Annotated in this window: 3 protein-coding genes; all 3 read right to left on the minus strand. The window is 55.8% G+C overall.

The window, feature by feature from the left end; translation table 11 throughout:
* Nucleotides 1-512: 512 nt before the first annotated feature.
* The 3 genes from HX812_RS31810 to HX812_RS31820 are packed head-to-tail and all read right to left on the minus strand — an operon-like array spanning nt 513 to nt 3,406.
* A complete protein-coding gene (locus tag HX812_RS31810) occupies nt 513-1,946 on the minus strand; it encodes an NAD(P)(+) transhydrogenase (Re/Si-specific) subunit beta (RefSeq protein WP_016978857.1) in 1,434 nt (477 codons plus the stop codon).
* Nucleotides 1,946-2,269 (minus strand): NAD(P) transhydrogenase subunit alpha, encoded by a 324-nt coding sequence (locus HX812_RS31815; RefSeq protein ID WP_016978856.1) that lies wholly within the window; start codon nt 2,267-2,269, stop codon nt 1,946-1,948. The genes HX812_RS31810 and HX812_RS31815 overlap by 1 nt, the downstream gene beginning before the upstream one ends.
* A 15-nt stretch (nt 2,270-2,284) precedes the next feature.
* The gene (locus HX812_RS31820; RefSeq protein ID WP_016978855.1) at nt 2,285-3,406 is read right to left on the minus strand and encodes a Re/Si-specific NAD(P)(+) transhydrogenase subunit alpha; all 1,122 of its coding nucleotides are present in this window, start codon (nt 3,404-3,406) and stop codon (nt 2,285-2,287) included.
* Nucleotides 3,407-4,060 lie beyond the last annotated feature (654 nt).

Raw genomic sequence — 4,060 nt, forward strand, 5'->3', positions numbered from 1 at the left:
CTTTTTCAGAGTTTCCTTAGCAATTCTAATTTTTCTAAAAGGCCAGGCCATGATGCTAACGTCCGTTCCAAAGGAAGCAAATCTTCGATTTTGCTAAGAATTTTTGCTTCGACGGGCATCATTTCGCACCATCTGATCGCAATCTCGATGGGACGATAGAAAAGTTTCTTGTTGGCCTGATTGTCCCCATCCATTGACAGTACCAGTTATCTTCCTTGTTTAAGGTGCAGAAGTCAGCCGACGCCTTAGTGAGTGGCGAATAACCGCGCCACCGGGGCCGAACAGGTTTATGCAGCCAGTAGGAGTCAGAGTCTCATCGAATGGCATGAAAAAAACCAAACCGATCAGAGGAGCTCCAGAATGTCGACGGCGCATACGCAAATCAGTTGGCGGTACCATAGATCATACCTGCCTGGGATACCTAAGCTACTACCATCTCCAATGAGATTTTCAAGAAAGCAGATCGGCCTCATATCGCCCGACAAATCGGGCGAAAATGAAGCAGAGGTTATTTACTCGACGGCTTTGACCATGTCTTCGATGACTTTCTTCGCGTCGCCGAAGACCATCATGGTTTTGTCGAGGTAGAACAGTTCGTTGTCCAGACCGGCATAGCCGCTGGCCATCGAGCGCTTGTTGACGATGATGGTCTTGGCCTTGAACGCTTCAAGGATCGGCATACCGGCAATCGGTGATTTCGGATCGTTCTTCGCGGCCGGGTTGACCACGTCGTTGGCCCCGAGCACCAGCACTACATCGGCCTGACCGAACTCGGAGTTGATGTCTTCCATCTCGAACACCTGGTCGTAAGGCACTTCGGCCTCGGCCAGCAATACGTTCATGTGCCCTGGCATCCGCCCGGCCACCGGGTGGATCGCGTACTTCACGGTGATACCACGGTGGGTGAGCTTCTCGGTCAGTTCCTTGAGCGCATGTTGCGCGCGAGCAACCGCGAGGCCGTAACCCGGAACGATGATCACAGTGTCAGCGTTGGTCAGCAGGAAGGTCGCGTCGTCAGCTGAACCGAATTTCACCGGACGGGCTTCCTTGGCGCCGGCAGGACCTGCATCGACTGTGTTGCCGAAGCCGCCGAGCAGCACATTGAAGAACGATCGGTTCATCGCCTTGCACATGATGTAGGAGAGAATCGCACCGGACGAACCCACCAGCGAGCCGGCGATGATCAGCATCGAGTTGTTCAGCGAGAAGCCGATACCCGCCGCTGCCCAGCCGGAATAGCTGTTGAGCATCGACACCACCACCGGCATGTCCGCGCCGCCGATCGGGATGATGATCAGCACGCCCATCACGAAGGCCAGGGCCAGCATCAGCGCGAAGGCACTGAGGTTGCCGGTCAACATGAAGGTGATGCCCAGGGCCAGCGTCGCCAGACCCAGCAGCAGGTTGAGCTTGTGCTGACCGCTGAACTGTACCGGTGCGCCCTGGAACAGGCGGAACTTGTACTTGCCCGAGAGCTTGCCGAAGGCGATCACCGAACCGGAGAAGGTGATTGCGCCGATGGCCGCGCCAAGGAACAGCTCCAGACGATTGCCCGCCGGAATCGAATCGCCCAGCTGCTTGACGATGCCCAGGGATTGAGGCTCGACAACAGCAGCAATCGCAATGAACACCGCCGCCAGACCGATCATGCTGTGCATGAAAGCGACCAGTTCCGGCATCTTGGTCATTTCAACGCGCTTGGCCATGATCGAACCGGCGGTGCCGCCGATCAGCAGGCCGACGATGACGTAGCCGATCCCGGCAGTCGCGAGCTCAGCGCCCAGCTTATAGATGAGGCCCACGGTGGTGAGAATCGCCAGGCCCATGCCGAGCATGCCAAACAGGTTGCCGCGCCGCGACGTGGTTGGGTGCGACAGGCCTTTGAGGGCCTGGATGAAGCAGATCGACGCGATCAAGTAGAGCGTCGTTACGAGGTTCATGCTCATTACTTCGGCGCCTCTTCTTTTGCGACTTTCGGAGCTTTTTTCTTGAACATCTCAAGCATTCTGCGGGTGACCAGGAAGCCACCAAACACGTTCACCGCCGCCAGAGCCACCGCCAGGGTGCCCATGGTCTTGCCCAGTGGCGTCACGGTCAAAGCCGCCGCCAGCATGGCGCCGACGATCACGATTGCCGAAATCGCATTGGTTACCGCCATCAACGGCGTGTGCAGTGCAGGTGTAACGTTCCAGACCACGTGATAACCGACATAAATCGCCAGCACGAAGATGATCAGGTTGTAGATACCGGGGGAGATAAGCTCTTCCATCGTCTGAATCCCTGTTTAGGCGTTCTTGCGGATGACTTGGCCGTCGCGGCACATCAGGCACGCGGCGACGATGTCGTCTTCGAGGTTGATCTGCAGCTGCCCTTCAGGGGTGAACAGCAGCTTCATGAAGTCCAACAGGTTGCGCGCGTACAGCGCGGACGCATCTGCGGCGACCATGGCCGGCAGGTTGGTATGACCGATGATGGTCACGCCATGCTCGATCACCACTTGATCAGCTACGGTCAGCGGACAGTTGCCGCCTTGCGCGGCCGCCAGATCGATCACCACCGAGCCTGGCTTCATCTGCGCAACGGTTTCGGCACTGAGCAGGACCGGGGCCTTTCGACCGGGGATCAACGCCGTAGTGATCACGATGTCAGCCAATTTGGCGCGCTCGTGAACCGCGACTGCCTGGCGCTGCATCCAGCTGGCAGGCATGGGCCGGGCGTAACCGCCGACACCCACCGCAGCCTCGCGCTCTTCGTCGGTTTCGTAAGGCACGTCGACGAACTTGGCACCCAGGGATTCAATCTGTTCTTTCACCGCAGGACGCACATCCGAGGCTTCGATCACCGCGCCCAGACGCTTGGCGGTGGCGATGGCCTGCAGCCCCGCTACACCGGCACCCAGAATCAGCACGCGAGCTGCCTTCACCGTGCCCGCAGCCGTCATCAGCATCGGCATGAAGCGCGGATAGTGATGGGCGCCGAGCAGCACGGCTTTATAGCCGGCGATGTTGGCTTGCGAGGACAGCACATCGAGGCTCTGCGCGCGCGAGGTGCGCGGCGCGGCTTCCAGGGCGAATGCGGTAATTCCACACTCGGCCATTTTGCCGATGGTCTCGTTGTTGAACGGATTAAGCATGCCGACGACAATCGTGCCGCTCTTGATCTGGGTCAGCTCGCTGTCGCTGGGGGCGACGACCTTGAGAATCAGCTCGGCGCCGAAGGTATCAGTGGCACTGCCAATGGTTGCGCCTGCCGCTTCATAGGCACTGTCGACAACGCTGGCGTTAATGCCGGCGCCGCTTTGCACAGTGACCTTATGACCCTGGCCGATCAGCTTCTTGATGGTTTCTGGGGTTGCAGCAACCCGTGTTTCACCCGTCTGGGTTTCGAGAGGAACACCAATGTGCACGTCAAATCTCCTGTTGAGCTAATCTTCTTGTATTTTGGGATGCCAGTGACTAACAGTATTGGAGGTGAGACTGGGCTGAATTTCCCTGACACAGCATGCAGGCAGACGTAACCTCTTAAAGGCAGTATGTTTTTTCTGGTTTCTTACTTACACAACAATTCGATTTTAAGTAATGTTCACATGAAGAATCGGGATCTTAAAGATGGGCTTGATTTATGAGTATTCCAATGGTGACATTTTAGACACGGCCCGATGTCTATGTTGCACGGAATATGAGCAGTAGCAGGTTATCCTAAAAATTTGACATGTTCCAATTCTAAGGCTGGTGTCGTGTATAACTATTGGTAATAGTGGTATGTGTAACGTGTGTTTCCCCTGTGACATGAGGTCAACACCAACAGGATAGTACCGAAAACCAAAAGGATACGGTTTAATGAAACCTGAACATGGGTGAGATAAAATATCAATTATATGCGGGTTGCTTGATCGGAAAAAACCGCTACAACGGCCGTTGAGAGCATAGTTGACGTAGTCATTAGGCGCTGTTCGTATCATTTGTAGTCTGGCTAGGGGCAGCCAACCCATGCAGGTCGTTGCCCGTTGTATTCTTGAGATACGCAGACAAAAGGTACTCTTAGGGAAACTCTGAAAAAG

The sequence above is a fragment of the Pseudomonas sp. IPO3749 genome (assembly GCF_013386605.1).
Taxonomy (GTDB): domain Bacteria; phylum Pseudomonadota; class Gammaproteobacteria; order Pseudomonadales; family Pseudomonadaceae; genus Aquipseudomonas; species Aquipseudomonas azotoformans_A.

Excerpts from the sequence above, each read along its gene's own strand:
- HX812_RS31810 (WP_016978857.1), bottom strand. The coding sequence starts at position 1,946 with ATGAGCATGAACCTCGTAACGACGCTCTACTTGATCGCGTCGATCTGC.
- HX812_RS31815 (WP_016978856.1), bottom strand. The coding sequence starts at position 2,269 with ATGGAAGAGCTTATCTCCCCCGGTATCTACAACCTGATCATCTTCGTG.